At 45.6% G+C, this 26,054-nt stretch carries 20 protein-coding genes, 1 tRNA gene and 1 other RNA gene; 6 read left to right on the top strand and 16 right to left on the bottom strand.

Annotation, left to right across the window (positions count from 1 at the left end; translation table 11 throughout):
• Nucleotides 1-27 precede the first annotated feature (27 nt).
• Entirely contained in the window at nt 28-1,683 is a 1,656-nt protein-coding gene (locus RTX25_RS08940; RefSeq protein ID WP_312652861.1) for a Na/Pi cotransporter family protein, read from the top strand.
• 68 nt (nt 1,684-1,751) lie between these two features.
• Here RTX25_RS08940 and ffs read toward each other — a convergent pair.
• The 13 genes from ffs to ord all read right to left on the bottom strand — a co-directional run bounded on the left by ffs (nt 1,752) and on the right by ord (nt 14,964).
• Nucleotides 1,752-2,016: signal recognition particle sRNA large type (ffs, locus tag RTX25_RS08935), an RNA gene on the bottom strand.
• 3 nt (nt 2,017-2,019) lie between these two features.
• A tRNA-Ser gene (locus RTX25_RS08930) sits at nt 2,020-2,109 on the bottom strand.
• A 104-nt stretch (nt 2,110-2,213) separates the two neighbouring features.
• Nucleotides 2,214-3,398 (bottom strand): carboxylate--amine ligase, encoded by a 1,185-nt coding sequence (locus RTX25_RS08925; protein ID WP_312652909.1) that lies wholly within the window; start codon nt 3,396-3,398, stop codon nt 2,214-2,216.
• A 152-nt stretch (nt 3,399-3,550) separates the two neighbouring features.
• Nucleotides 3,551-4,798 carry a DUF1015 family protein gene (locus RTX25_RS08920; protein ID WP_312652859.1) on the bottom strand — a complete coding sequence of 416 codons (1,248 nt, stop codon included), beginning with the start codon at nt 4,796-4,798 and terminating at the stop codon, nt 3,551-3,553.
• Between the two features lie 16 nt (nt 4,799-4,814).
• Nucleotides 4,815-5,726, bottom strand: a complete 912-nt coding sequence (locus RTX25_RS08915; RefSeq protein WP_312652857.1) for a D-2-hydroxyacid dehydrogenase — start codon at nt 5,724-5,726, stop codon at nt 4,815-4,817.
• Nucleotides 5,727-5,750: 24 nt separating this feature from the next.
• Nucleotides 5,751-6,833: a 3-phosphoserine/phosphohydroxythreonine transaminase gene (serC, locus tag RTX25_RS08910; protein WP_312652855.1), complete on the bottom strand. Its 1,083-nt coding sequence runs from the start codon at nt 6,831-6,833 to the stop codon at nt 5,751-5,753.
• 245 nt (nt 6,834-7,078) lie between these two features.
• Entirely contained in the window at nt 7,079-8,194 is a 1,116-nt protein-coding gene (locus RTX25_RS08905) for an alanine/ornithine racemase family PLP-dependent enzyme (RefSeq protein WP_312652853.1), read from the bottom strand.
• Nucleotides 8,178-9,569, bottom strand: coding sequence for a GlmL-related ornithine degradation protein (locus RTX25_RS08900; RefSeq protein WP_312652851.1), 1,392 nt, complete (start codon nt 9,567-9,569; stop codon nt 8,178-8,180). The genes RTX25_RS08905 and RTX25_RS08900 overlap by 17 nt, the downstream gene beginning before the upstream one ends.
• Nucleotides 9,570-9,595: 26 nt before the next feature.
• Nucleotides 9,596-11,797 carry a D-ornithine 4,5-aminomutase subunit OraE gene (gene oraE, locus RTX25_RS08895; RefSeq protein WP_312652849.1) on the bottom strand — a complete coding sequence of 734 codons (2,202 nt, stop codon included), beginning with the start codon at nt 11,795-11,797 and terminating at the stop codon, nt 9,596-9,598.
• Nucleotides 11,794-12,165, bottom strand: coding sequence for a D-ornithine 4,5-aminomutase subunit OraS (gene oraS / locus RTX25_RS08890; protein WP_312652847.1), 372 nt, complete (start codon nt 12,163-12,165; stop codon nt 11,794-11,796). Before oraS ends, oraE begins: the two co-directional genes overlap by 4 nt.
• 29 nt (nt 12,166-12,194) lie before the next feature.
• A complete protein-coding gene (gene ortB, locus RTX25_RS08885) occupies nt 12,195-13,619 on the bottom strand; it encodes a 2-amino-4-oxopentanoate thiolase subunit OrtB (RefSeq protein ID WP_312652845.1) in 1,425 nt (474 codons plus the stop codon).
• A complete protein-coding gene (gene ortA, locus RTX25_RS08880) occupies nt 13,612-13,920 on the bottom strand; it encodes a 2-amino-4-oxopentanoate thiolase subunit OrtA (protein WP_312652843.1) in 309 nt (102 codons plus the stop codon). The genes ortB and ortA overlap by 8 nt, the downstream gene beginning before the upstream one ends.
• Before the next feature lie 12 nt (nt 13,921-13,932).
• Nucleotides 13,933-14,964, bottom strand: coding sequence for a 2,4-diaminopentanoate dehydrogenase (gene ord, locus RTX25_RS08875; RefSeq protein ID WP_312652841.1), 1,032 nt, complete (start codon nt 14,962-14,964; stop codon nt 13,933-13,935).
• A 378-nt stretch (nt 14,965-15,342) separates the two neighbouring features.
• On the opposite strand from ord, the gene RTX25_RS08870 reads away from it, so the two are divergent.
• Both RTX25_RS08870 and RTX25_RS08865 read left to right on the top strand, forming a co-directional pair.
• Complete coding sequence (locus RTX25_RS08870) at nt 15,343-16,005, top strand: VTT domain-containing protein (RefSeq protein WP_312652839.1); 663 nt, start codon at nt 15,343-15,345, stop codon at nt 16,003-16,005.
• 94 nt (nt 16,006-16,099) lie between these two features.
• Nucleotides 16,100-16,402, top strand: coding sequence for a hypothetical protein (locus RTX25_RS08865; RefSeq protein WP_312652838.1), 303 nt, complete (start codon nt 16,100-16,102; stop codon nt 16,400-16,402).
• 122 nt (nt 16,403-16,524) lie between these two features.
• On the opposite strand, the gene RTX25_RS08860 is transcribed toward RTX25_RS08865, so the two are convergent.
• A complete protein-coding gene (locus tag RTX25_RS08860; protein WP_312652836.1) occupies nt 16,525-17,190 on the bottom strand; it encodes a hypothetical protein in 666 nt (221 codons plus the stop codon).
• Between the two features lie 184 nt (nt 17,191-17,374).
• Between RTX25_RS08860 and lgt the strand changes: the two genes are divergently transcribed.
• The 3 genes from lgt to RTX25_RS08845 all read left to right on the top strand — a co-directional run bounded on the left by lgt (nt 17,375) and on the right by RTX25_RS08845 (nt 22,213).
• Complete coding sequence (gene lgt, locus RTX25_RS08855; protein WP_312652835.1) at nt 17,375-18,157, top strand: prolipoprotein diacylglyceryl transferase; 783 nt, start codon at nt 17,375-17,377, stop codon at nt 18,155-18,157.
• A 695-nt stretch (nt 18,158-18,852) separates the two neighbouring features.
• Complete coding sequence (locus RTX25_RS08850) at nt 18,853-20,283, top strand: bifunctional metallophosphatase/5'-nucleotidase (protein ID WP_312652833.1); 1,431 nt, start codon at nt 18,853-18,855, stop codon at nt 20,281-20,283.
• A 199-nt stretch (nt 20,284-20,482) separates the two neighbouring features.
• Complete coding sequence (locus RTX25_RS08845; RefSeq protein WP_312652831.1) at nt 20,483-22,213, top strand: DUF5050 domain-containing protein; 1,731 nt, start codon at nt 20,483-20,485, stop codon at nt 22,211-22,213.
• A gap of 73 nt (nt 22,214-22,286) precedes the next feature.
• Here the strand turns inward: RTX25_RS08845 and RTX25_RS08840 are convergent, their stop codons facing one another.
• Both RTX25_RS08840 and RTX25_RS08835 read right to left on the bottom strand, forming a co-directional pair.
• Complete coding sequence (locus RTX25_RS08840) at nt 22,287-22,907, bottom strand: YesL family protein (protein WP_312652829.1); 621 nt, start codon at nt 22,905-22,907, stop codon at nt 22,287-22,289.
• A 42-nt stretch (nt 22,908-22,949) separates the two neighbouring features.
• Nucleotides 22,950-26,051, bottom strand: a complete 3,102-nt coding sequence (locus tag RTX25_RS08835) for a hypothetical protein (protein ID WP_312652827.1) — start codon at nt 26,049-26,051, stop codon at nt 22,950-22,952.
• Nucleotides 26,052-26,054 lie beyond the last annotated feature (3 nt).

Below are 26,054 nucleotides of genomic sequence, written 5' to 3'. Positions count from 1 at the left end.
ATATACCATTCAGAGGATGATGCAATTATGGTGCAGTTTATTTTTCAGATCATGGGCGGTACAGCCCTTCTCATGTACGGCGTAGACATGATGGGCGAAGGCCTAGAAAGAATGTCAGGCAAGATGATGAAGAAAATCCTGGAGAGGCTCACAGGCAAGCTCTGGAAAGCCTTTCTTGCGGGTATTTTTCTGACCGCTTTAGTTCAGAGCAGCACAGCCATATCGGTTTTAAGTGTCGGCTTTGTCAATTCGGGCATCATGAGACTTTCCCAGGCCATCGGAATCATCTACGGGGCTAATATCGGAACAACAATCACCGCACAGTTCATGGCACTCAGCTTCAGCTTCAATCTCATCCAGCTGTCACTGCCGATCATCGCTGTCGGATTCATCTTTAAAATTGCAGGCAAAACCCATAAGCTTCAGAATGCGGGGCACTCCATCATGGGTATCGGATTCATGCTTTTAGCCCTCATGATTCTTAATGAGGGAATTCCTTACATGGAAAACAATGCGTCCATCAGGTATTTCTTTGAGCACTATGCATCCAATGTCATCCTAGGCATTCTTATCGGAACGGTGACGACGGCGCTTGTGCACAGCAGTGCAGCGACTGTAGGCATTGTCATTCTCCTTGGCAACGCGGGACTGATATCCCTTACAACAGCTGTCATCCTCATGCTTGGGGACAACATTGGTACATCCGTTACCGCTCTTGTCGCATCCATCAACGGAAACACCAATGCAAGGCGTACAGCCTGGGGACATGCTCTGCATAACATCATAGGTGTGCTCATCGCACTTCCTTTTCTTCCGCTTTTTGTAAAGCTTATCGAATACTTTACCCTTTCCGTTCAGGGAAGTACGAATATCCAGCTCCAGATCGCAAACTCTCATACCATCTTCAACATCATCGTCGCACTCATCTTCCTTCCTCTTAACAAGTACTTTGTGAGTCTGCTCATGACCATCGTCAAGGACAAGGAAGCAAAAGACGGACGTAAAGAATCTTACCTTGATAAGCTTCTCCTTGATACTCCTGTTGCTGCCCTTGATGCAAGCCTTAGAGAACTCAGAAGAACCTTAACCCATAACAAGGATATGCTGAATGCGACGTTTGAGAACATCCTGAAAGACACGACAGAATCTTCTGCCGAGGTATCCGTCATGGAAAAGGATGTCATTTCACTTCAGAAAGAGCTGACAAAGTACATGATCAGCCTTTCGAAGCGTACGCTCAGTGAGGAGCAGTCCATCTCCCTTCCTGGCGTCATCAAAGGAGCAAAGTATCTTGAACGGATGGCCAATCATACCAGTCATCTCATGTCCCTTCAGATCCAGCGAAACGACAAGGAAATGTTCTTCACCGAAGAAGCCCTTAAAGAACTGGACAATCTGAGAAACATGCTGAACGAGATGTACGAGAAGACCTGCGAGAACCTCAATCATCATGAGGAAGATAACCTCATGAGAATAAGAGAACTCGACATCAGCATGGACAGAAAAGTGGCCAAGTACAGTGATAACCACGTCCTTCGACTTGAAGAGGAGAAGTGCACCATGGAAGCTTCCCTTATCTACCTTGAAATTCTTCAAACTTTAGAGAGGATCAGCGGCTACCTCTACAAAATCGCTAAGCTCTGCAGATATGAGCTTAAAGGAATCGCTGCACCCCTAGAATGATACTTTTCAGAAATAGCAAAACCCTTAGTTCAAAATCTGAACTAAGGGTTCTTATCTTTTAATTGAAACCGTGCACCTAACTCTGACAATAAACGTTCAAGCGTTACCCAAATAGTAAACTCAAAACAGGTTTGCCACGGCACACGAAAAATTCTATTTATCGCTGCTACCTTCCGGTCCTGACGAGGTTCATAGACATCCGTTGCGTGGGACCCATTTATCAACGTCACTTTTAAGGGTCAGACCCTGAAAGTTCAAGCCTCGGATAGGAATTACACCCTGCTATAGCGGATTGCAGGTTACAGGGCACCGCTAACTCCCCGTCTAGCACGGTAATGGCGGAGAGGATGGGATTTGAACCCATGATCGAGTTTCCCCGATACACACTTTCCAGGCGTGCGCCTTCGACCACTCGGCCACCTCTCCACATAAGTGCTCACAAAGAAACTTTATGAGCAACACAGTTAATTTTAAAGGAAAACCCCCATTAAGTCAACAGTAAATGAGGAATATTTCTTTCATCGGGTATCCTAGCCTCTATGGGATCTTTTCTTCACTTTTCCGAAGACCATGGATAGGAATCCCAGAGCAGGTCTGACATCGGAAAAACTGAAGATGGCAGGCGCTTTTTTTCTGAAGAGTGACTTCATGATGTCCATTCGACTGAGCTGGCCGGCTCTCACATACTCTCTTATGGCCAGAAGGTCCTCGTAGAGGTATCTGAAATGGATATTGGAGTCATAAGTCTTCATGTCTTTTTCGATCTTCTCTCCGATCATTTCCCTGTAGGCAAGAAGCGGAAAGTTTATGCCTGCTTTATCCAGAAGGCTGTTTAAGTTTGTTGTTCTTGTATTGATTTCGATGAGATAGAACTTTCCTGTTGTCGAGTCCTTCTTGTACTCTATTTCACCGAATCCCTTGTACCCTATGGCCTTGAAGAAATCTCTGCTCATTTCGTGGAGCTCAGGAACAAGTCTCTGCTCGGTATAGACCGATGCCCCGAAATTGATGGGGAACTGGCGGTGCTTCTGACAGGTCATCCAGTGGGTCACATCGGAGTTTCTGTCAAGATAGGCGTCATAGGTATACATATGATCGTCAAAGCCCGGAATGATCCTCTGAATCACGCCGTCAAGACTGCTCTCAAGAATGATGTCTCTGTACTTCAGAAGTTCTTCTCGGTTATTCACGATGAAATTCTTCACCCTGAACTTCGCCACAAACATGGTCGATTCTGTGGGTTTCAAAATGCAGGGATAGCCCACTATTTTATCCACTTTATCAAAGATATCGGAATCATTCAGCTCAACACTTTCAGGGATCGGCATACCGTACTTTACAGCAAGCGTCTCCAGAGTGTCTTTCATCATGATGTCTGTCCATTTGCCTTTAACATCCATGGGGAAGAGATAGCCTTCCTTAAGTGCATCGAAATTACGGTCGATGAACTCCACGTACGGGTCACCGCTCGGGTAAAGAACAGGCTTCACCTTTTCTTTCTTTGCAAAATTCACCATGAACCTTACAAGTTCCTCTTCCTGTTTCTTGTAATGAGGAACGATGATCTGTTCCTTCAGATATTTTGAATCCGCACCATAGGTGTTTTCCTTAGAATAATCCATGGCGACCGTATATATTCCTTCTTTTCCCAGGCATCTGATGATCGATAGTCCGATATAATAATTTGAGCCCAGGATCACTGCTTTATTTTTCATCACTCTGTTCTTCCTCCATCTGATAATGAGTAAATTATAATACATAAAGGCCCTCTTTGCACCGAAAAACGGTGGATGCGATGGGATTTCACGAAAAAAGACTGCCAGGGCAGCACACACTGTGCCTTTGGCAGTCTTGAGAGTATCTTCTTTTATTCCAGATCGTGCAGGAAAAGTCCGCTTCTCAGCTTCGGCTCAAACCAGGTGGACTTTGGTGGCATAACCATGCCTGCATCGGATATGGAGATGAGGTCCATGATTGTGGTCGGATAAACAGAAAAAGCAACCTTCATATCGTTTGCCACTCTTCTCTCCAGCTCAAGAAGTCCTCTGATTCCGCCGACAAAATCGATTCTCTTGTCCACTCTCGGATCTTCGATACCAAGAACCGGATGCAGGAGATGATCCTGAAGGATCTTGCAGTCCAGTCTCTTCAGCGGATCGTCGTCGAATACGATATGTTCTTTGGCTTCCATCTGGTACCACTGTCCTTTAAGATACATACCGAAGGTATGCTTTCTCATGGGTCTGAATGGTCCTTCGCCTTTGTAGGCTTCAACTCTGAAATCACTCTCCACCGCTTTAAGGAATTCCTCTTCGCTGCAGCCGTTAAGGTCCTTGACCACACGGTTGTAGTCCATGATTCTCAGCTCATTGCTCGGGAAAATGACGGAGAGGAAATAGTTGAACTCCTCATCACCGGTAAAGTCAGGATTGTGTTCTCTTCTCATCATCCCGACTCTCACAGCAGAAGCTGCTCTATGATGTCCGTCAGCGATATACAGAGATTCCACATGTCTGAACTTTTCCACGAGCGATTCGATGATCTCATCTTCAAGGATTGCCCATGCAGTGTGTCTTACACCATCTTCTGCAACAAAATCATAGATCGGAGCGTGCTGTGTCTTGTAGTCTTCGATGATCTTTGTGATCTCATCCTTGAATACATACGTCAGGAAGATCGGTCCGGTATGGAAATTGGTCACATCCACATGGCGGATTCTGTCCGCCTCTTTTTCCGCTCTTGTGAACTCATGCTTTTTGACCACATTGTTCATGTAGTCGTCTATGGAAGCAAGCGAAACAAGACCTGTCTGAGGATGTCCGTCCATAACCAGAGTATAGATATAGAGTGCTTTCTTCTCTTCTGTGATCAGAGTACCTTCCTCGATGAATCTCATGAGGGTTTCACGGGCTTTCTCGTATACTCTCTCATCGTAGTGATCCATGGATGGATCAAGATCGATTTCCGCCTTGTCTACATGAAGAAAGCTGTATGGATTGTCTTTGACCATCTCACGGGCTTCTTCTGAATTCATCACGTCATAGGGTAGTGCAGCGACCTTGTCTGCTAATTCTCCACTTGGTCTTACTGCACGGAATGCTCTTACTGTTGCCATGGTTTCTCTCCTTTTCCTATGCGAAAAACGCCTTGATGATCGACACGATCTCTTCCCCGATTCTCAGCTGGGCTTCATCTGTTGATGCGCCGATATGAGGGGTCAGTGAGATCTTATCGTGGGTGAAGATTCTTTCGTTCTTTGTAGGTTCTTCACGGAATACGTCTATGGCAGCCGCTGTGACCTTGCCTGAATCCAGAGCATCGCAAAGTGCATCTTCGTCAATGAGTCCGCCCCTTGCGGTATTGACAAGATAAACGCCGTCCTTCATCTTTTCGATTTCTTCCTTGCCGATCAGATAAGGTCTGTCTGCAAGTTTCGGCATATGAAGGGAAATAAAGTCCGCTTCCTTGTACAGTTCTTCAAGTGTGACATACTTGTAAGGTTCATTTTCAGGCTTGTGTCCGCTTCGGTTTGTATAGATGACCTTCATGCCTAGGGCATTGGCTCTGATCGCCACTTCTTTTGCGATCCTTCCGAATCCGATGAGACCTAAAGTCTTTCCTTTCAGTTCGATGCCGTTGTAGTTTTTCTTGTTCCACTTGCCCTGTCTCATGGTGGCATTGGCAATGTGCATGAAACGTGAGATGCTGAAAAGATGTCCGATGGCAAGCTCAGCTACAGAGGCGCTGGATGCATTAGGCGTGTTTCTGACTGCGATCCCTTTCTCTTCTGCATACTTCACATCGATATTGTCTACACCTACTCCACCTCTTATGACGAGTTTCAGTCTTCCAGTTTTCAGCGCTTCATCAATCAGCGGTTCTCTGACCTTGGTTGCGGATCTGACGATGATTGCGTCAAACTCCTTGATCTTTTCATTCAGTTCCGGCAGTTCATAATGCTCGTTGACAACTTCAAACCCCAATTCTTCCAATGTCTTAATAGCACTCTGTTCCATTCCGTCTGCTGCAAGTATTCTTATCATATGATCTCCCCCTTGTATTTAGGATTAAGCGTTTTCCTTTTCAAATTCTCTCATGAAATCAACAAGAGCCTGTACGCCTTCGATCGGCATCGCATTGTATATGGATGCTCTCATACCGCCTACAGATCTATGTCCCTTAAGGTTTGAGAAGCCCTTGGCTGCTGTTTCCTTGACGAATTTCGCATCCAGTTCTTCGTTTCCTGTATAGAAAGTGACATTCATGATGGATCTGTTTTCCTTGACCACATTTGTCTTGAAGAGCTTGCTTGAATCCAGATAATCATAAAGAATGGCTGCCTTCTTTTCATTATGCTCGAGCATGCCTTCTACACCGCCCATGCTTTCTACCCAGTCAAGAACAAGTCCGAGGATGTAGATCGCGTAAGTCGGTGGTGTATTATACATGGAATCATTCTTCGCCATGATATCGTAACGGAGCATAACCGGAGTCTTGTCCTGAGGCTCTCCGATAAGGTCTTCACGGATGATGACGACAGTAAGTCCCGCAGGTCCCATGTTCTTCTGAGCGCCGGCATAGATCATGCCGTACTTTGAAACATCCACAGGCTTGGAAAGAATGCATGAGGACATGTCTGATACGATCGGCACTCCGCCTGTCTCCGGAAGATAGTTGTAGGTGGTTCCGAAGATGGTGTTGTTTTCACAGATGTGGAGATAGTCCGCATCTTCTGTAAGTGTCAGCTCTTCCTGTGTAGGAATATGACTGAAGTTATCTTCCTTGCTTGTTCCGGCAAGATTCACTTCGCCATACTTCTGAGCTTCCTTGTAGGCATTGCCTGAAAAACTTCCGGATACGATGTAGTCAGCCTTTCCGTTTTTCACCATAAGGTTCATAGGAATCATGGAGAACTGAAGTGTAGCACCACCCTGAAGGAACAGTACCTTGTAGTTGTCTGGAATGGACATGACGTCTCTTAGCTTCTGCTCTGTTTCCTTGATGATTTTGTCATAGACCTTGCTTCTATGGCTCATTTCCATGACGGACATTCCTGAGTCCTTGTAGTTCAACATTTCGCTTGCAGCTTTTTCCAGTACGCTTTCAGGAAGCATGGATGGGCCGGCGGAAAAATTAAAAATTCTTGACAATGTTATCGCTCCTTTATAATCATGATTGATTCAGTACAGTACTTTCATTATGTCATCTAATAAAATATTGGTAAACACTATTTTACCGAATAAAAATGAACCATTTTTAAATTGGCAGAAAACAACTGGTCAGGAAAAAAATATCGGAATTTAAGGTTGTAATCATTTACACTATAATCAATTGATTCTCGAATATTTTCGACATTGGCATTACCAAATTTCCACCCGTCATAGTCAGATTGAAATCAGATGCTCTCCACCAGAAGAAATTCCTCTTCATCCTCACCGTTTTTCTCGTCTTCGATGTAGATTTTTTCCACATAGGGAGAAGTCATGGCATTGAGCATTCCGCCATATTTCACATAGAAGTGGATGATGTCTCCCACCTGATAGGAATATCTGTCTCGGGAAAGATCCAGAATGAGATGATCGGAACTTGCACCAAGAATACTGATGTCCTGATTGACCGGAACGATTCCCGAAGGATCCACATCCTGCTTCCCAAGAGCAAGTATTGCACGTCTGATGATTCCTCTGTCCTCATAAATGGGTACATTTCCGAAAGCGTCTCTTCCGATTCTTCCATGAGGAACGGAAGGCTTGTCCTTAAGCTCTATGATCTGGGCTTTCAGAATGAACGCATCCTCATACAGTCCATCAAAGCGCTTTCCGAAGGCTGTTTCCTTGCCGAGAAGCATGACCTCACCCAGCCTCAGATTGTTGATGCCCATGGGAAATCCGTTCTCTTCATTGAGGAGATAGACGCTTGAGGAACTTCCGCCTGAAACGATATCGATTTCCAGATCATATTTGACCCTCATGGTCTCCGAAATCTCCACAAGGCGTAGAAGTGTCGTCTGTTCGGGAATCACTCCGCCGAAGCAGGTCAGATTGACGCCGAATCCTCTGATCTCGACACCCTCGATCTCTATGGCTTCCTGAACAAACTGCTCCACTCTGTGGTACCTGATGCCTTCACGGTAATCACCCAGGTCCACCATGATGATCACTTTATGGACCGTGTTCATTTCCCTGGCCACTTTCCCGATTTCTCTCAGCGTTTCGATCTCCGAGTTGAGACTGTAGTCGCAGTACTTCACCACATCACGGATTTCGCTTTTCATAGGGAGTCTTAAAAGCACCTTTTCCTTGGGCAGGTGATGGAGCTTTTTGAGATTCTGGATCCTGGCATCGGCAATATACTCTGCGCCGCCTTTAAGAATCGCCTCAGCAATCCTAGGCTCTGCGGAAAATCCTTTCGTCACTGCCATGATACTGATCCCCACAGGCTTGAACAGCCTGCTTAATCTTCTGGCATTGGTTTCTATTTTTCTCAGATTGATTTCAATGCATGGGTACATCTATCGCTCCCTCCCTTTCGTCAAAGTGCAGACTCTTCAGCATCAGCATAACTGCCGCTTCCTTATATTCCAGTGACAGCACACCAAGAGATGCCAGAAGATAGTCATGATCCAGCAGCACTTTCGCCTCTTTTTTCGGATACAGCCTCTGTCCTCTTGATTCCAGATGGATGTCCATCAGAATCCTGTCCATTTCCTCTATTCTTGTCAGTGCGCCTCCAGTACCGATGATGTATTTCACTTCCGTAAGATCTTTGCCTTCCGCAACACTCTTTCTTCCCGAAGATTCACCGTACAGATTCCTCACAGATCCTGCATGTCTTAAAACCGATGCAGAAACCGCCTCAGCGGTCAGCCGCCTTATGATTTCCCTCTCCAGCTGATTCTTCGGAATCGGAGGCAGATTTTCAATGTCGATTTCCGATAGATCGAGCTCATTCTTCAGCTTTTCCGCTCCGATCCGTTCCACAAGATTTCTCCTGTTCACATAGACGCCCAGATCGCCTTCCACGGTACGCTTGGCTTCAGGCTCGGGAGAGATGAGAATCCTGTTGATTTCCTCGCAGCCTCTGGTGACCGAATGGACGTCTGTTGTGGCTCCGCCCACATCGATGATCATGAGATCACCCAGAACTTCCTTTAATACCTTGGCGCTTTCCATCACGGCACCTGGTGTAGGAAGAATTCTCCCGCGCACCAAATCATGTACTTTATCCATGCCTTTGGCATGAATGATATGCTCCTCGAAGACCTCCTGAATGATCTTTCTTGCAGGTTCCACATTGAGCACATCCACCTTGGGATAGACATTTTCGGTGAGGTAGAGTTTTCCTTTGTATCCGGAAAAGATCTCTCTGATGTCTTCGGCATTGTCCGTATTTCCTGCATAGATGACAGGCACATCAAGCCCGAGCTCAGCGATCTTCTGCGCATTATAAAGTGCGGTATCCCGCTCGCCGTGATCAAGTCCGCCGGCAATCATGATGATGTTCGGCCGTATTTCTCCGATCTTACGAAGATCCGATGGCTTCAGCCTTCCGGATGTGACCTGCCGTATGATGGCGCCTGCGCCAAGAGCAGCTTCCCTTGAAGCCTTTACGGTCATATCATGAACAAGGCCATGGACGGTCATCCTGAGACCGCCGGCTGCGCTTGAAGTGGCAAGAAACCTTCCATACTCCAGTTCATGGATGCCGAGCATTTTTTTGAGATCCTCCATGGCTTCACGTAGGCCGATGGTCACATCGCCTTCCTCCACAGACGTTACGCCCTGCCCCTGTCCCAGGAAGATGGGATTACTGCTGTCCAGATTATGAAAGGCATTGACGACGGTAGTCGTGCTGCCGATTTCCGCTACAAGTACATCTATTTTCATCCCATTTCCCTCCATACCTTTCTTCTCTATCTGTTCTCTTCTCTTTTTTCTCTTCTCTTTTTCACCAGAAATGTCGCCACATGAGAACCCTTGGTTCCACGACCGAAGCCCATATCAAGGCCCGCATCCACAGCCAGCTCGCTGATGATCTGAGTTCCTCCGCCAAGAATGATGAGCTTGTCCCTGACACCCTTTTCGGTTGCCGTATCGCAGAGCTTCTTCAGATTCTTGTAGTGGATGTTGTCATGACTGATGATGGTACTTGCAAGAATAGCATCGGCATGGGACTCGATTGCCGCATCCACAAGCTTCTCCACCGGAACCGATGTACCAAGATAAATGGACTCGACACCGTACTTTTCGATTCCGCCATGCTTGATGTCTATGATTTCCCGAAGACCGACAGAATGTTCATCGCTTCCGACAGTTCCTGCTACAATCTTCATCGGGTATTTTTCGATTTCCTCTCTGATTTCCTCATCGGAGAGCACTTCAGGTTTCTTCGGAATGACAAGGTCTTTCGCATCCAGCGAGAATGCAAGTCTTCCCTTGATTTCCACAAGGGTTCCCTCCGCTTCCTGAAGAACCTCCTTATGCACCACTTCCACATCCAGAAGCCCCATCCGCTTTCCGATCTCCACCGCAGCGGCTTCCGCTGTCATTTCATCCACAGGAAGCATCATGGTCTGAAGGATGACTCCGTCTCCGGCCCATTCCACTTCAGGTTTTATGCACTCTCTTGTGAAATACTTCCTTGTCTCTTCCAGACGTTTTTCCACATTGTCCTCCGGGTCAAGCTCGTCGATATAGACGATTTTCTCTCTGACCTCCAGAGTATCTCCATGTATGGCATCGGAAGGTTTCAGAAACTCTTCGGGTACGTTGTTGTAACCGAAGAATCCGGATACCGGTGCAAAATAGTCCTCATCCTTCTCAAACACCGTATCGGCAGCAAGCCCGCCGTCCATCTTTCTCGCGATGCCGTCACCGTTTCTTTCAGGATAGTAGCCGGAGTCCACAAAGAATCCGTTCTCCACCGCTTTGAAGTATCCGCCGACCTCTATGATCTCTTCCAGAAAGAGCACTGCTCTTTCCTTGATTTCTCTCACCTTGTCTCTCAGGAAGCCCTCTTTCTTCAGCTCGATCATCTCCATGAGTCCGTCCATTCCCTGGAAAGCCTGCTTGGCAGTCGATACTGCTGCGATATTGTTGTAGTTCCATGGCACATTACGTCCTTCATCAGGCGTGATTGTGGACTGGATGTCCGCCCCTGTAAGCTCGGAGATGAGAAGATTAAGGACATGTGTCACTGTGGCTTCTCTTGTATCAGATTCCATGTACTTCGTATTCTGCTGTGCGCGTATTCTGTACTCATCGAAAAACTCTCTCAGTGCCACGGCATAGGGAAGATCCAGTGTCATGGATGGTGCAGGCGGCGCCGTCGGAGGTACAGTGCTTAGGCATATGTTTTCTTTTTCCATACCCGCCATGACAGAGAATACCGAATTTAAAGCATGCTGCACCATAAGCTCGGGAAGCACTCTATAGGCTTCTCTTGCTGTGGCATTGGCATTATGGGCACCATCGATCTGAGCCATCTGTGCAAGTGCCATGACACGCTTTGCGTATCCGGCATCCACAAAGGACCTCACCATATTGATGTTACGATAGAGCACATTGTACTGGGGATCCTGATGAGCTCCGTTTACCCCTTCTTCGGCAAACATTACTGCGATCTCAGGTCCGGCAACACCCGATACATAGGAGTGGTAGTTGATTTCTCTGCCCACTTCCTCTTCAATGAGATCCAGTGCCTTTCTCTGAGCTCTGACCTGTTTTCTCGTGATGGGGATACCGCCGATTCCCTGGGGTGTCCCTTCGATCAGTCCGTCATAATGGCTCTGTCCAGCCGTTCGGATGACCATGATATGATCTGCGCCATGCCATGCGGCCATTCTCATTCTTCTGATGTCGTCCTCGAATCTTCCTGAGGCGATTTCAGTTGTGATCACGGCATTGGGCTGAGGGTCGATACCTCCGAAGTACTTAGCAGAGGGCAGGCTCTCGCTCTGGGTCAGACCTTTACTCATTTCTTTATAGGTGAACTGACCGATCTTCTGGTCCTTCTCATGTTCTCTCCAGTGCCATCCTCTTCTTTTCGGGGAATAGTTTTCAAGATCTTTCAGGATCTCCTCAACTTTCAGTTTTTCATTCTTAACAAGCTTCATGCTCTGCCCCCCTTGAAGATGCTTAATGCCACATCCAGATGTTTTCCTTCCGCCATCTCTCTGCCCACCGCAAGGTAATCCTTGCCCAGTTTTTCGGAAGTTTTCAGCACAATATTCCCTGCACCTTTGCCCATAAGACCGAGATCCAGAACGTGATTCACGATATCTCCTGCCTCAAGACTTGAAAAACCCATGCGAAGAAGCACCGATCTTTCCACTGAAGGTGTTGTGCTTTTTTTGGAGAGTGTGATGAGCGGCTGAACGATCTCATCTGCAAGAGAAAAGAATCTCTTTTTCAGCTCTTCTTCGCTGAGCTCCGCCAGGTGCCTTCGTCTTATCTCGTAGTCGTCATTTCTTTTATCTGCCATATCGTCTACCCCTACCTTAATTAAAGATTTTACAGTACGATTTTTGCGCCAAGGAGCTGAAGCTCAAGCTTCACAAATTCATAGGATTCTCTTGTCTCTTCCATCAGGAAGATGATATCAAGCTCTGTCACTCTTGTGATGTTCTTTGCAGCGACAACGTTCCTGATCATTGAACGCTTGAGATTTTCCATATCCACAGGCCTTAAGGCGATGTCCTCAGGGCTTTCCGGAAGGATGATGCTTTTCCCCGGAACTTCCTCTTCAGGGTTTCCGAACCGGATCTCGATTCCTCTTTCTCTTGCAAAGGAAAGCTGTGACTGAGGATGCTTGCCTGCTCCTGTGTACTCCGTTTCCTGAACAACGATGATCTCATTTTCATCCATCTGCCGGGCCATGGCAAAAGCGGCGGTAAGAGAAGTATTTCCCGCAGGACCTCTTTCCAGGCCTTCCAGCTGAGCGAGCGCTTCTGTCATATAGAAGACTTCACCCTGCTTGACGAGGTAATATTCATCCATATACCTTAAAGGTCTTGCCGCACTTCTTGGAACATCGGATCTATCCGGGAATGTGGCAAACGGAATGCCGAATCCTGTATGCCCCGTGGTGAAGGATTTCTTGTTGAAGTCTCTGTCTGACGCCATATGAAGCCCCTTAAGATCCACGCTGACCCCAATGACCTTCGTCTCCTTTGCACCGGCAAGTCTAAGGCCTCTGGCTGTTCCTGTGATGTTCCCTCCGCCGGCATGGGTCACCATGACCACTTCAGGAAACTTGCCGTATTTCTCCTTCACTTCTTCTGCGATCTCATATCCGAGGGTTTCCACGCCTCTTATGCCGAAGGAGGAGTATAGGGAAGCGTTGAAATATCTCGTTTCCTCCAGGATGCTGAGAAAGCTGTAGAAAAGCTCAGGTCCAACTGTAAGAGAGATGACTTCAGCACCCAGCGCCTCGCATTTTCTTCTCTTTTCAAGGATCTCCGGCTGACCGATACCTTCGCTGTCATAGCATTCCTGCACAACGATGCACTTAAGGCCAAGCTTTGCCGCCTGGGAAGCGACAGCTGCGCCGTAATTTCCGGATGTTGCCGTAACGACTCCTTTATAACCAAGAAGCTTCGCCTGATAGACAGAAAGAGAGGCTCTTCTGTCTTTGAAGCTTCCTGACGGATTTCCCGCTTCATCCTTGATGAATATTCTGGCACCTTTTCCCTTTCCGGAAAATTTTCTGGCAAGGGCGGTAAGATTTGTGAGCTCCACAAGAGGAGTATCTCCGACGGAAACCTCTCTTTGAATCTTACGGATCTCCGAAAGAGAATAGCCCGCGTCTTCCATCATGGTGTCATAGTCGAAGGCGATTTCTGAGAGCTCATATTCGTCATAGTCCACGCCCAGGGCTCTTTTCATGATCTCATTTTTCCTGCCCATGACCGCCTGATAGCTCATATCCTTACTCATGGTCCACCTCCAGAATCTTTCTCAGCTCCACTCCGATTTTGAGAAGCTCTGGAATGAACGTCTCTCCATAGCTGTGATCGTAGGTCGGATTCTCCTTGATGAGCTTTCCTGAAACGAGTCTTCCGGATACGGTCTTCACGGTCACTCTATCCATAAGCTCTGCATACTCGTCCTCCAGAAAGCCCTTCAGTCTCATTTCAAAGGGGACTCTTCTTGTCTCTTCAGGAATATTTCCTGTACGCTCTTCAGGTCTTAGTATGGTGTCATGGATTTCCACCCATGTTCCTTTTGTTATCATCATTTTTCCTTCTTTCTATTTCAGATGATTTCTGAAATCATCCATGATCGCATGGGTTACCGGGATGTCCGTCATGGTGATGAGGCCAGCCTCTGCGCTGAGCACATGGGGAATGACATTCACAGCAGCTGCAATGGTGCCGATCCCGCCTGGAACTTCAGGCTTGATCACCATGGAAAGATCCGGGTCACCATGGATTTCGATATAATCACCGGTCTCGATGTTTTCAAGGTCCGGTCTCACCTGCTGAGGGTGTTCCAGAGTAATGACGGGTCGTCCGCCCTTCATGGCAACAGCGGTATGGTTGCATCCGCATACCTTTCCGGCTTCCACCACGATATCGTCTGTCACGCGCTGAACATTTGTCATGATGGGCGCTCTTGTCTGAATGATCTCGTCATACTGAAGTCCAAGGCTCTTTGCGATCATCGGGATGGACTGCAGAAAGCCTACATGGCCATAGATTGTGCCTTCTTCCACGCCTTTTTCGAAGTCTTCCTTTGAAAGGCCCACACCCTGCTCCTCCATGACGGTAAGCCCGAAGGGGGAAAGATCGTTCACTCTTCTTGCATAGATATGGTCCACTCTTCTTACACCAAGGGAAAGCTGAATGATGAGCGTATCCAGAACAAACCCGGGATTAACGCCGGTACCCAGCACGGTGACGCCGTTTTTCAGCGCCATCTCATGGATTTCCTTTGAAAGCTCCGGTTCTGTCACATAGGGATAGGCCATCTCTTCCGCTATGGTGATGACATTTATTTTTCTGTCGGTCAGAAGCCTTAATTCTTCAACAACACCTTTGACAAAGGAGTTGATGGCAAGAATGCAGATATCCGGTCTCACTTCATCAATGAGTTTCACCGGATCGTTATATACAGGAATACCCATGGATTCTTTTCCAAGGAAGACGCCAAGGTCCGTGGCTTCAGTCACTCTTTTCTCTACTGCACCTGCCACTTCAATTCCTTCCTTTGAGAGAAGCATTTCTACCATACCTCTTCCCATATTCCCGAGACCCCATTGAATCACTCTGATTTTTTCCACTTGATTATTCCTCCCTCATGCAGATTCATCACTACATATCTGTCAAGAATGGGGAGCCATAACGAACCCCACTTCATCATCATTTATATTTATAGATAATCATGTATGAATATCTAGTGTTATTAACTGATATATCGTTTATGCAATGTAAACCTTTTTATTCACTCAATTATAGAATATCAAATAAACCCCCTTTTTGTAACCCCCTAGCCCTTCTCCCCTGAACCTTTATTCAATCTGAAAGAGAATCCACGCACCGGATATCCGGCAAACCGGATAAAAGTTTAATGAAAAGGACAGACAATTTTAATTAAAACGACATCACAGCCATACCATTTTTACGTACAATATAAATAAGAACATTTTTAGGAGATATTTATGGAGATTAGACAGATTATAGACTTTCTGATGAATCTGGATATACATATCGTGGATCTCATCGAATCATTCGGAATCGGTGCCTATCTGATCCTGTTTCTGATTATTTTTATGGAGACAGGCGCAGTCATTCTGGCCATTTTACCAGGCGACTCGCTTCTTGTAGGTGCTGGGGCATTTGCCGCCACGGGTGATCTGAATATCGTCGCCCTTCTTCTCGGATTCTTCTTATCGACTGTCCTTGGAGATATGCTGAATTACAAGATCGGCAAGATTCTCGGAAAGAAATATCACCGGAGCCGATACGAAAGCAGGTCGCTGTTCAAATTCATCAACAAGGAAAATTTCGACAAGGTGCATAACTTCTTTACCCACAAAGGTCGAAGGGCGTTTCTTGTATCAAGGTTCATTCCCATCGCAAGAACCCTAACCCCATTTACCGCAGGCTTCACCGATGTCAGCTTTGTGGACATCTCCTTCTTCATGTTTCTGGGTAACGCCTTCTGGACCTCCGTATATGTCATGATCGGCTATTTCATGGGCAATATGGACTTTATGAGAGGCAGATTCATCTACATCATGCTGATCATCTTCATCATTTCCATGCTTCCTGCGCTTTTCTTCTTCTTCCGCAACAGAATGGGAAACAGCGTAAAAAAATGAACTTTCCTGCTGCGGGTGTTTTTCCGCTCTCTCTGTATGAAGATCCTCTGAAATTCCATCGGAAAGAAAGGAGTCTACTGTTATTGAAAAGAAAATGATTCCTGTCAGGCTTATTCTGACTTTTTCAGCCTTTTCCCTTCTGGTTTTCGGAATCTTTGCATGGTTCACTGATTTTGAAATAAACGGGTCTTCTCTCCTACCGCTACTCCTTTCAACAGGCATCAGCAATCTGCTTTATCTCATCTACAGATCATCATACCGGAATGCAGATCCTGAATCTCAGAGCAGGCTCATCACCATCATGGGAAAAATAGGATTTGAAGGAAACATGGTGCTGTTTATCTGCCTTCTGCTCTACATGATCGGATATGGCCTGATTCTCTTCACTTCGAGTTAGAATGATCAGGAAGAGAAGTGAAGCCTGATGAGACAATATTTTTTATATAAGAAAAGATCACCTTCAGCTGTTTAAACTGAAGGTGATCTTTTTATGTCTTTAATCTGTATTCTGTTCTGCGGTTATCTCAGGATGACATCCTTAAGATTGGGGACGTGATCCAGTTCAATGCTCTCACCGTCTATTGTGAAAAGAACACCTTCAACCCATCTTCCGCCATATTCTCTCTGAAGGAATGTTTCTGTCAGCGCAGTCTCTGTAACCAGCCCGCCTGTTGATCCCTGGAAATAGTCATATATCCAGCTCTTTTCTCCTGCAGCTCCTGATCCTTCCTTAAGATCGACAACCAGGATTTCTTTCCCGTCGATGGTTCTGATTTCTTTCGCTTCCATTTCCAGTCCCTGGAAGAACTTTTCGCTGAGCTCATCAGCCATCATTTTCATCTTGTTGAGGAGCGGTTCGTCTGTCTTGACGACCACTGTAGATACCTGAACCATGTTTCCGTCTTCTTCTGAACCGAAGACAGGAAGTTCTTCCTCATCTTCTTCCACAGGTTCAGCCGGCACTTCCGGATTTCCGCTCTTCAGCGTTTCGATTTCCGCCTTAAGTGCTGTGTTTTCCTCGACAAGTTCTGCATTGTCTGCTTCAAGAGTTGCGATCTTTTCTTCAAGCTTTGCGATGTTCTCCTGTAGTGCACCCGAATCACTGGTATTTTTATTCCCGCATGCGACCAGTAAAGATAAGCTCATCATTACGGCAGCAATTTTCAGCATGTTCTTTTTCATCATAATTTCCCTCCTAAGTGATGCTTTATGTCTTTGTTCTTATATTATATCAAATTTCTAGCACCAGATATTACTTTCAGGCGATTTCACAACTTTAATTCTTCTTTGTACCCCATGGCTGCTGAGATTAAGGATTTTATAATTAATCCTATGTTATAATGAGAGAAAAAATTAGCGAGGTATTTATATGGATCCAGTTGCTTTTCGATTATTCGGCATTCCAATCATGTGGTATGGTGTCATCATCACCATAGGTGTACTGGTGGGATTTGTCGTTCTCTATTACAACAGTAAAAGAAGCAGAGGTGAAGTCAGTTTTGATGAAGTCACCGATGTGTTCCTATATGCTTTTCCCCTGGCTCTCATAGGTGCCCGAGCTTATTATGTCCTTTATGAACTCGATCAGTATGAATCCTTCGGAGAAATGCTTAATTTCAGAAGCGGAGGACTTGCCATTCACGGGGGTATCCTCGGTGCAGCCCTAGGAATATTCATCTACAAGAAAGTGAAGAAGAAATCGCTTAAGGATATTCTGGCTATGGTCGATGCAGCAGCACCCGCCATGATCCTTGCTCAGGCCATAGGCAGATGGGGAAATTTCATGAACCAGGAAGCACACGGCGGACCGGTATCAGAAGCGTTCATCACCAGGTTTCCCCAGTTCATCCAGACCGGAATGAACATCAACGGCACCTACTACCATCCCACATTTCTCTATGAATCCATCTGGAACGTCCTGTGCTTCATCGCACTGATGATCCTCTTCGGAAAGAAAAAGAAGAATGAAGACGGGATTGTACTTTATGCCTATTTTATCCTCTACTCCATCGGAAGATTCTTCATCGAAGGAATGAGAACGGACAGCCTGATGTTCCTCGGAATGAGACAGGCACAGCTGATTTCAGCAGCTATGATACTTCTGGGTGTCATCATGATCATCATCACAAAGAAAAGAGCAAAAAGACTGTAGAATATAGAGAATTATTAATGAGGATCCGGCTGAAAATGCCGGATCCGTTTATTTTTTTTGCTCTGTATGAAATCTATGTTGAAAATGGAATATTTCTCAAAATCGTAATATAATATAACTAACATCCAATAGTATAGTTTTTCATCTTAATCATATCAGTTATAGGAAGCATCAATATTGATTTAGAATATTACGATGACATTAATAGCGTAGTTTGAAACTACTAAATTTGAAAAGAGGTGTAGAATGAAGATTTATAATTGGAATTATTTCATCATGGGTATAATTCTTGTAGTCGGTGCGTTGATCAGATTATTTGATTTTAGTGGGCTGATGGACTTGTTCTTGATCGCTCTTCTAGTTTATCAGGCAAACCGAGCTTTTCGTATTTCACGAAAAAAGAAGGAGACTCTCCAAAATATGGACTGAAACGGTTCATATTATATATTATTGCAGTAAGGGGGGATTCTATCGAATCCCTTTTGTGATGTTTCAACTTCAACATTATCTCCAAGCACAACCTTTTTGTGATCTGTTTTCAGCATCTGATGGCCCGTAAAATACCCTGTACTGTGCAAGAATGAAGCCGAAAGGTATCATGATTCATTACACGTTATTCAAAGATCATCTCTTAATTGGAAATATCTTTCGAGTATAATCTGATGAACAGGAATAACCGGAAAGGGGCGAAACAGATGATTAATCTGACCATACTGCAGATGAACGATCTGCATGGATATCTTGATCTGCACAATGAAGTCTATTATGAAGACAAGGGAATCACTTTGTCTAAAGCTGGAGGACTGCCAAGATTAAGAACTGTAGTGGAAGAGATCCGAAAAGAAAAGGGAGAAATCCTCTTTCTGGACAATGGGGATACGATTCACGGAACCTATGAAGCGGTAAAAAGCGAAGGTGCTGCACTTGTCCCTCTACTAAATCTTTTGAGACCGGACGCCATGACCTTTCACTGGGATATTGCCTATGGACCGGATGTTCTCAAAAAACGCGAGAAGGAGCTTGATTACCCGATTCTTGCCTCCAATGTCTATTATAAGGACTCTGATGAGCTCTTTATGAAACCCTATCTCATCAAGGAAGTATCAGGCGTAAAAGTCGGCATCATCGGTGTAGCAAGCAACATAATCGGCAGAAATATGCCAGAAAGCTTCAGTGAAGGACTTTACTTCACAAATGGAGATAAGGAGCTTCCATCATATATCCGTGAAGTAAGGGAAAACGGTGCTGAAATTGTCGTCCTTCTCTCCCATCTCGGTTTTCCACAGGACATTGCTCTGGTTTCGCAGATTTCAGGCATTGATGTCTGCATAAGCGGACATACCCACAACAGAATAAGAGAAGCGGTGAAGATAAAGGATACCTTCATTATTCAGTCCGGATCTCACGGTTCCTTCCTGGGCAGACTGGATCTGTCCCTTTTCGAAGGAAAAATCACATCGGTACACCATGAGCTCATCGATATATCCGAAGGGATTCCAGAAGATCCTCAATTCGCCGAAATGGTCAAAGACATCATGGATCCGTATAGAGATCATCTCGATCAGACTGTCGGAAAGACCGATGTAGTTCTTCACCGGGGAACAAGTCTTGAATGTCCCATGGACAATCTTCTGCTTTCTGCACTGCTTCACAAAAGCGGTGCACAGATCGCATTTTCAAACGGATGGCGCTACGGGGTTCCAGTGGATATCGGACCTGTCACCATGAGAGATCTCCATCAGGTAATCCCTGTCAACCCTCCCGTTTCTGTAGTCGATCTGACAGGAAAAGAGATCATCGACATGCTGGAGGCAAATCTTGAACACACCTATTCAGCTAATCCATTCAATCAGATGGGCGGCTATGTCAAGAGAGCACTGGGGCTGAAAATCTATCTGAAAGTGGAAAACGGAGAAGGACAGAGAATACAGAAAATCAATGTGGGCGATGAAGAGCTTGATCTCAACAGAACCTATCGGGCGTGTTATGTCACCAGTCAGGGCGTTCCGAAAAAATTCGGAAGAAATCACGAGAATCTTCCTTATTCAGCAATTGACGCTCTTGTTGATTACCTGAAGACCGAGACATTCAAGCTTAAAGAAAGCGGCTCCTATGTGCTCATATGAAAAAAATCCATCGAGAAAGTTCTGCCGCTGCAGAGCTTTCTCTTCTTTTGGAGAACATATTCTCTCTGAACGTATTCCTTCACTTTATTATTCATTTGTTCAAAGTCTTAAGCCAGATATTTCATTTTGTGCTGATATAATCTTAGCAAAGAAGCTTATAGAAACTTCTCACCTGATCATGTGAAAGAAGGGGATAAACATGAAGAAGACTTCCGTCATCATGGTTTCTATACTGATACTGACTGTCTTTTTTTCCGGCTGCCGTGAAACCGGAGATAGAAGAAGTGATGAAGGCAATACAAGCGGCAACATCTCAAACGGCGGAATATCGGTAAGTTCGTCGGAGTGGATCTACTTCATGAATTATGCGGACAACAGCAGGCTCTACCGGATCAGAAAAAATGGAGATGCAGAAGAGAAGGTCAGTGATGATCAGGCATATTTTCTCAATCTCATGGGGAATGATCTGATCTACTGCAACGGAAGCGACGGAAACAGGCTATACAGGATGAATCTTGATGATCTGAGCTCATCGCCCATCTCTTCGGATGCCTGTGAAAATGTCCTTGTCTCGGGTGAGTGGATCTATTACATCAATAGATCTACAGAAGAAGATAAAGAGAATTATGGAAGCATCTTTAAAGTAAGACCGGACGGTTCAGGCAGAGAAAAAGTATCCGGCAATCAGGTTCAGTCTTTCACCGTATCAGAGGATCTCATCTTCTATCTGGAACCTGAAAAACAGTTCCTGCATCGGATGAAAACCGATGGCACCGGCCAGACGGCGCTTCTTGAGAGACCATCCGCCGGAATCCTCATCTATGAAGAGCTGATCTATTATCTCAATACCGAGAACGGAGAAAATACCATCTGGAAGATGGATCGTGACGGAAAAGAAAACCGCAAGCTTTCAGGCGACAAGGCGGCTTCGCTCAATGTATCAGGTGGCTATATCTACTACAGTGCAACCCTCTCGGATTCTTCGGATCTTGAGATGCGCAGAATGGACCTTGACGGAAAAAATGTCATGACCTTCAATGACGACAATGCCGTAACCATGAGTATCCATGAGGACTGGCTCGTCTATATCGATATCGACTTTACCACTTTCATGATTGTGCAGACCTTTGTCAGAACGGATGGGACAGGGAGAAAAGATCTTGCCGTAAGCGGCACAGACTCTCCTTCTGAGCTGAGAACCTATCCGATGAAGGTAAAGGTATCAACAGATGAGCTGACTGCCGAATGCCTCTCCGCATATGCCACGAATATTCTGAAACACCCTGAACCGGGATTCGAATCGGTACTGTTTGATGAAACAACGGATGGAGCTTATGTTTTCATTCATACCCTCATCATGAACCTTACGGATCATGATATCGATCTGTATCAGGAACTGGGTATCATGACAGATCTCGGAAATGAAGAACGCTTAGTCTACTGGCCACACTACGCCGACATCACAGATGAATCCGGAAAAAGCAAAATCGGATTCCATCTCAGAAGAGAAGAGTATCAGGAAAACCTCATCATCGGTGCCGGTGAAACAAGAGATATTCAGATCTACATCGACCTCTATGAAATCCGTTTTCCGGTCTACCTTGCACTTTTAAGCCATGAGCGTCTGGATCCTGAGTCAGCCATCCTCATTGAACCGGAAGAGACGAACTATGTCGTCAGCTGGGCTTCTTCCATGGAAATTATGGCGGAAAGGTTTCCTGAGCATGAAATCGGACAGCTTAGCGGAACGGTCCATAAGTTCCCGGATGAGGAAGAAGAACATTTCTACTACACTTTTGAAGTGAAGGAGAAAGGCGCTTCCAAAGGCTCCTATTATCTGGTCAGAAGAGAAAGTGGAGAAATCTATATCGGTGAGACAAAGAGGAACTCTCCTGATCAGCCAGCAGTACCCGTAAAACCCCTGCCCTGAAACGGACAGAAAATCAAAGATCCTCTGCAAAAACCATGAATAAGGTTTTGCGCAGAGGATCTTTATTCTCAGTTCATTCTCTTTTTTTAAGCACACGGTTCATAAAGAAGGAAGAAGCATATGCTATACAGGAAAATCCGATGAATCCCCATACCATAAAGATATTGGGCAGGAAGAGAAACAGATATCCGGTAAACAGAACCGGAACGACATTGACAGCAAGCACCCCCATCACTTCCGGTAAACTGTAGAACGGCAGTGTAAGAGCAGTCTTCAGAATTTCCATTTCTCCTTCCGTTGCCTCAGCTGCAAGAGGAATTGCGGTGAAAAAAGTGGTCAGGTAGAAAAGCAGCAGCCCTCCCTGAATAATGAGAAGCGGATACTTTATCCCGCTGTCCACAAGAAGAAGGAGTGCCGTTTCAGCGGCAAGGAGCATCCCCACAGCAGATAAGATGAGCCAAAGAACAGTAGGCTTTCTGAAATTACTCCTGAAAGACGAAAGGTATTCTCTTAGAGGATACACATCCTCTTCCCTTGAAAGTTTAAGCGTCACAGAATAGAGTGCTGCTGAGGATGCGCCGATTGTCACAACCGGGAGACTGGTAATGATAAACAGCACATTCAGAAGCATCATATCCGTTATTCTACCGAGCATTTCCATAAATCTGCTTTCAGGATGAAAAATTTCAAACATATTATCCTCTCCATTTCACCGTGGGTTTATTGCTTCTCTTGATCAGTTTTCGATATAGACATCAATTCTTCTGACTTTTCCTTCTCTGACCTGTTCTGCCTCTTCACCTTGAACAGCACCATTGTATGACTTTTTCTGCCCTTCATAATCGGTCAGAATGATTTCTCTGATGCTGTACTGACCAGGGATCAGTGATTTTCTGCTGCTGAGATGATAGCTCATCGGGGTCTTTCCAAGGAAAGTCGTATCGATGTTGAGCGTCTCAGTGATCAGGTAATCCGGTATGGACGGGGAGAAGCTTAGGGTAAGTTCTCCATCCGACTCCTTGAAAAATCTTTTTCCGAACATCATATGCTGCCAGATTTCCAGAAACTCTGCGGTCGATCCGCTGAGTCTTGCCACATATCCCTTTCCGTGGATCTTCTCATCCGGATTTGCACTGCTTGCGATAAATGACGAGTTCTCCAGAAGGCTTCTTCCATAGACCTTGAAGTCAAGAAACGGGATACACATGGTCTTAAAATCTTTCTGGAATTCTTCATGCAGATCATTCTTCAGCAGCTCCAAAAGATACTTATACTCCATATGGAGCCAGATGGATTCATTCTCAAGCCATCCAGGGGTAAAAGCTTTGGCTCTTCCGAGCTCAAAGGTGACCTCCTTTAGGGAAGCATTGACTTTATACATCTGCAGTTTCCTGTCATACAGGGGGCTCATTCTGACTTTCTCATAAGCTTCTCTCTTCTCTTTCCATCCGCTCATAAGCTTCAGATATTTCACCGGTCCCTCAAGGAATATGGGCAGATCGATTCTTCTGAATGATTTAGGAATAATCCTGCCTTCTTTCTTCTCATATTCTGCCACTTCTCTATAGTAGTAGGTGGGACAGATTCCGTTGTTCTCGTCTACCGCCTCTTCTATGCCTTCATTTAGATAGCTTATAAAGAGCTTCAGACTTTCTCCGAATTCCAGGCTCAGAATCGTCCTTTCTTCTCCATGAATACCCTGCCTGATCTTTTCTCTGTAGGTTTCCTTCAGACAGTTTAACTGATCCCATACCTGAAACTTTGTCCGCTTATCCTCCTGACGAGCTTTCAGAACATTGTCTATACCCATGAGGAGATCGTACGCTTCTCTGGGAAGCTTAATTTCCCTGTCATAGGCATTCATAGCTTCACCCATGAATTTCATCATTCTGAGGAGTTCACAGGCGTCTGCAACCGATGAGCCGAAAATCCCCGGAAGGCCGTTCAATGCGTCGTACCAGCCAGGCTTTCCCGCCTCCATCTCGATGCCTCTACCGTCCGGATCAAGGGTTGAGAACTTAGCTGCGAGAATCACAAGGAGCTTTTCCATAAGCGAAGAATGATAGATCTCACCTTTTCCGAAGTCGGTTCTAAGCCTCCTATCTTCAGCTTTGTCATGCTCCAGTTCCACTATGGAATGATACTGCCTGATGCCTTTTGCCGTTTCCACATAGCGCTCATGCCTAGGCAGAACATGGGCATTCTGAGAAAAATAGGTATAGGTTCTGTCTTTAAACAGAAGTTCTTCAGCTTTTTCGGGAAAAATGGAAAGATAGGCTTCAATCTGATCCAGGTTGTAGACAAAATGATCCGTCCAGTAGCCTTCGGAGAACTCCGCATTCTGTATCTCCTCAGCCTTCTCGATGATCTTTTCTAGAAAATCTCCTTCCGTTCCCTTAAGCTCTATCTGTTCCTTCTCAATGAATCTCAGAAGCTGTCCAGGTGAAAACTCTTTTTTCAGAAATTCTTCCAGCTTTTCCAGATGTCTGTCGGCTACCTGGTCCTTAACCCATTCAGTGCCCGACATTCTGTATGTAGTCGACTGAACAGAAAGAGGATTGCTTCCGTCCATCTGGATCAGGTTACAGAATCCCTTGATGTTGGTATCCTTCACGAAAGGATGGAATCGGACATCATTTCTTCTGTTCTGATTGACGTCTCTGAAGTTGCCGTTCCCCTGGGAATAGTATTCCGGTGACAGTCTGAAATAATTATAGTCTCTTTCGATATCACCATGTTTTCTGGAATAGAGGTGAATCACCTTATCCCCTATTTTCACCGGATGACCTCCCCTGATCAGATTATCAAGGTATGTCTGACGGGCATATTCATCAAAGAGTACATTCCCCGTACCCGATGAGATGACATCTGTAAGACCCCTTGCAAGACTTTCATTGTATGCTTTCTTACGGGTGAAATAATCCTTTTCCCGGACTTTGTCTGCAAACGCCTGAAGAAGTTCCTTGCTTTCCGCCATTCCGGAAACAGATATGATCTTGAGCTCCGAACCTTCAGAAAGTTCTCCATGATAGACTGAAAATCCTGATGGGACGGTGTTCTGCGTAGACTGTTTTTTCGTGAGAAGATTTTCCGGCGTGTCATTCAGAAAACCCACCGGGTTCCGATAGGAAGTGTCATGAGCGAAAATGATGCTGGGGTCTACGACCATATCAAGAAGCTCATGATGAGGTCCGAGAGATAAGTAGTAATTCCCTCGCTCGATGAGTGAAACCACTGCGGAGTCCTTTGTGCTGATTCTCACCCTGTAGTAGGGAAGCTTTTTCTCCGTATCTTCAACCTGCATCCAGGCTTTCATGGTCTGTCCTGTTTCTTTCAGCTCATTGAGGTCAATTCCGTAGGGAATGACTGCAGGCATCCCGTCTGCAAGTTCAAGTTTTCTGGCTTTTCCGGAAAGATCGAGAATCCGCATCTCCCTGACAAGACCGCCAAGCTTTTCCTCCGGTAGAGTATAGTAGCAGATCGAAACCTTCAGTCCCAGCTTCTCGTTTGTCTCCTCGATTTCCAGATCATTCATGCCGATGAGCATTCTTCTCTTAAGTGAATCATCTGAAAAAGGCTCGTAATATACTCCGTCGATTTTCAGAAAGCTTCTGAAGCCCATGGTACTGACAATCTGATAGGACTGATGGGCTGGATAGAACTCCATGATGGAGTGATCCTTGTTCTCCGTACCGAAGCTTGCCACCGCCTGTCCGCGATTGACATAATAGCACCAGATGGGAATGCCTTTCTTTCCGCTGATTCCTGGAAGAAAACTCGAAAACACCGAATCCATGTGATAATTTTCTATGACAAAGCGTCCATTTTCAAAGCTCATGAT

The organism is Proteiniclasticum sp., from assembly GCF_032054185.1.
GTDB lineage: Bacteria > Bacillota > Clostridia > Clostridiales > Clostridiaceae > Proteiniclasticum.
Note: the sequence above shows the minus strand (reverse complement) of the source record. Positions and strands in the feature narration are given on the sequence as shown.

Excerpts from the sequence above, each read along its gene's own strand:
- RTX25_RS08940 (WP_312652861.1), top strand. The coding sequence starts at position 28 with ATGGTGCAGTTTATTTTTCAGATCATGGGCGGTACAGCCCTTCTCATG.
- RTX25_RS08925 (WP_312652909.1), bottom strand. The coding sequence starts at position 3,398 with ATGAAAAATAAAGCAGTGATCCTGGGCTCAAATTATTATATCGGACTA.
- RTX25_RS08920 (WP_312652859.1), bottom strand. The coding sequence starts at position 4,798 with ATGGCAACAGTAAGAGCATTCCGTGCAGTAAGACCAAGTGGAGAATTA.
- RTX25_RS08915 (WP_312652857.1), bottom strand. The coding sequence starts at position 5,726 with ATGATAAGAATACTTGCAGCAGACGGAATGGAACAGAGTGCTATTAAG.
- RTX25_RS08905 (WP_312652853.1), bottom strand. The coding sequence starts at position 8,194 with ATGTACCCATGCATTGAAATCAATCTGAGAAAAATAGAAACCAATGCC.
- RTX25_RS08900 (WP_312652851.1), bottom strand. The coding sequence starts at position 9,569 with ATGAAAATAGATGTACTTGTAGCGGAAATCGGCAGCACGACTACCGTC.
- oraE (WP_312652849.1), bottom strand. The coding sequence starts at position 11,797 with ATGAAGCTTGTTAAGAATGAAAAACTGAAAGTTGAGGAGATCCTGAAA.
- oraS (WP_312652847.1), bottom strand. The coding sequence starts at position 12,165 with ATGGCAGATAAAAGAAATGACGACTACGAGATAAGACGAAGGCACCTG.
- ortB (WP_312652845.1), bottom strand. The coding sequence starts at position 13,619 with ATGAGTAAGGATATGAGCTATCAGGCGGTCATGGGCAGGAAAAATGAG.
- ortA (WP_312652843.1), bottom strand. The coding sequence starts at position 13,920 with ATGATGATAACAAAAGGAACATGGGTGGAAATCCATGACACCATACTA.
- RTX25_RS08870 (WP_312652839.1), top strand. The coding sequence starts at position 15,343 with ATGGAGATTAGACAGATTATAGACTTTCTGATGAATCTGGATATACAT.
- RTX25_RS08865 (WP_312652838.1), top strand. The coding sequence starts at position 16,100 with ATGATTCCTGTCAGGCTTATTCTGACTTTTTCAGCCTTTTCCCTTCTG.
- RTX25_RS08860 (WP_312652836.1), bottom strand. The coding sequence starts at position 17,190 with ATGATGAAAAAGAACATGCTGAAAATTGCTGCCGTAATGATGAGCTTA.
- lgt (WP_312652835.1), top strand. The coding sequence starts at position 17,375 with ATGGATCCAGTTGCTTTTCGATTATTCGGCATTCCAATCATGTGGTAT.
- RTX25_RS08850 (WP_312652833.1), top strand. The coding sequence starts at position 18,853 with ATGATTAATCTGACCATACTGCAGATGAACGATCTGCATGGATATCTT.
- RTX25_RS08845 (WP_312652831.1), top strand. The coding sequence starts at position 20,483 with ATGAAGAAGACTTCCGTCATCATGGTTTCTATACTGATACTGACTGTC.
- RTX25_RS08840 (WP_312652829.1), bottom strand. The coding sequence starts at position 22,907 with ATGTTTGAAATTTTTCATCCTGAAAGCAGATTTATGGAAATGCTCGGT.
- RTX25_RS08835 (WP_312652827.1), bottom strand. The coding sequence starts at position 26,051 with ATGAGCTTTGAAAATGGACGCTTTGTCATAGAAAATTATCACATGGAT.